Genomic DNA, 1,685 nt, shown 5'->3' on the forward strand with positions numbered 1-1,685 from the left:
TCCACCGTCCTTGTCTGTCCGTTGACCTCGTAGGTGACATCGCTGAGGTCCACGCGCCGTTCAGGCAGCGGAGTAGCCATGGGGTCGGACTCCACGACCTGGGTCGGCATGATCACGATGACGGTCGTCGCGTCCATCGGCAAGAGTAAGATTGCGACCTCGCCGCTCATGGTGTCGCGCAGCTTCTTGTCCCAGTGCTGCGGGTTGAGGAGCAGGTCGGCGCGCGCACCCAGCAGGCTTCCCAGCGGAGCGACGCCCGGCGTCGACTCATACGGGTTCGGATTGAGCCTCCCGAGGTGCATCGCGATGACGTCGTTCAGCCCGTCGGGCATCGTGGACAGTGCCTCGAGCGCGGACTCGGGGTCAGGAGGAAGCGAGTAGAGCGTGCTCCTCGTGGCGATCTGCGGGATCTCCTGGAGCAGGATCATCCCCTCATTCGGCGGCGGGTCGTCGGACCAGCCGATCCCGGGCACACCGAGCGCCATGGACAGAACACCGATCACCCAGAACCGAGCGCGCATCCTCATCCGTTGTCTCCTCATTCTCCTAGCCGGGTCTCCGTGATTACTTCGCCCGGGGCGAGTCCAGGTCCTCCCGGAAGAGCCCGACGATACGCGCGTCTGGGAGATCTCCGGGGCCGGAGGCGCGCGGCGGAGCTACGACGAGAGGGGAGCGAACTTCGCTCCCCTCTCGGAAGATGGCTCCGTCTAGCCCATCGCCTCCATGTTCTTGGTGACGACCTCGAGTGTCTCGGCCAGTTCATCGGTTGGGCTGAACTCGACGATCTCGGTGCCGGCGAAGATCTCGGGCGTGTGTCCGGGCTTGGCGAAGTAGCCTTCGCCGGTTGTGATCACGTCGTCTCCGGAAGCGTAGTGATAGACGAGCTTGCCTTTGATCACGTATCCCCAGTGCGGGCATTGGCACCGATCATCAGGCAAGCCCTTGAACAACGGCGCCATGTCCGCATCGGCGGTGTACGTCTCGAAGCCGATCGTGTAGCCGTCGAGATCCTGGTAGTGACCTTCGAATCCTTCAGCCTCGAAATGCTGAGAAGCACCTGACTTTCCGATCTTTGGCATGAGATCCTCCATCATCGATGCGAGCCACGGCGTCCTTCGCCAATGGATGGGTTCACCGCTTCTCAGCGTGCGCGATCAAGTTCCGCAGGCCGGAGCGCGTCACGGATGTCGTCATCTTGCGCATCAGGCCCGCGAGGGCGCGCGAGTTCAACAGCCGCAGCATGCCGTGAATGCCGCTGATCCGGGTGACGCGGTTCGTGTACGTGACGCTCGACCCTCCGTCGGTCGGCGTGATCGCATACCGGTGGACGAGCGTCCACTCGACAGCATCTCCCTTCTTGGGACGCTGGTGTGCGTCGGTGACGAACTCGAACAGCTCGCCCGGCCGCGCCTCGGTAACGACCGAGCGGTCCTCGAAGGGGCCCATGGGGTCGTTCCCGGTGCTTTCGAACTCCGTGCCGACTTGTGCGGGTCCCGGCGGCGCGGTCAGTGACTGCAGGCCGTTCTTGCCTGCCCCCCACGTGCGGTGGGTTTGGAGATCGGCGAGTACATCGTAGATCTCCCTCGAACTGGCTTTCGACGGCGCCGTCACCGTCGTCTCGTAGGGCCGCCGCAGATCGTTGCCCGTCCGGTCTCTGGTCATTTCCATCGCTCCTCCTCTCGTCG

Annotated in this window: 3 protein-coding genes; all 3 read right to left on the reverse strand. The window is 64.0% G+C overall.

Features of this window, described 5'->3' with window-relative positions; translation table 11 throughout:
- A partial coding sequence (locus tag WEB06_03705) for a hypothetical protein (GenBank protein MEX2554720.1) occupies positions 1-527 on the reverse strand: 527 nt, incomplete at its 3' end.
- Between the two features lie 180 nt (positions 528-707).
- On the reverse strand, positions 708-1,079 hold the full coding sequence (locus WEB06_03710) for a cupin domain-containing protein (GenBank protein MEX2554721.1): 372 nt from the start codon (positions 1,077-1,079) through the stop codon (positions 708-710).
- A gap of 52 nt (positions 1,080-1,131) precedes the next feature.
- Positions 1,132-1,668, reverse strand: a complete 537-nt coding sequence (locus tag WEB06_03715; GenBank protein MEX2554722.1) for an SRPBCC family protein — start codon at positions 1,666-1,668, stop codon at positions 1,132-1,134.
- Between the last annotated feature and the right edge of the window lie 17 nt (positions 1,669-1,685).

The sequence above is a fragment of the Actinomycetota bacterium genome (genome assembly GCA_040905475.1).
Taxonomy (GTDB): Bacteria; Actinomycetota; AC-67; order AC-67; family AC-67; genus DATFGK01.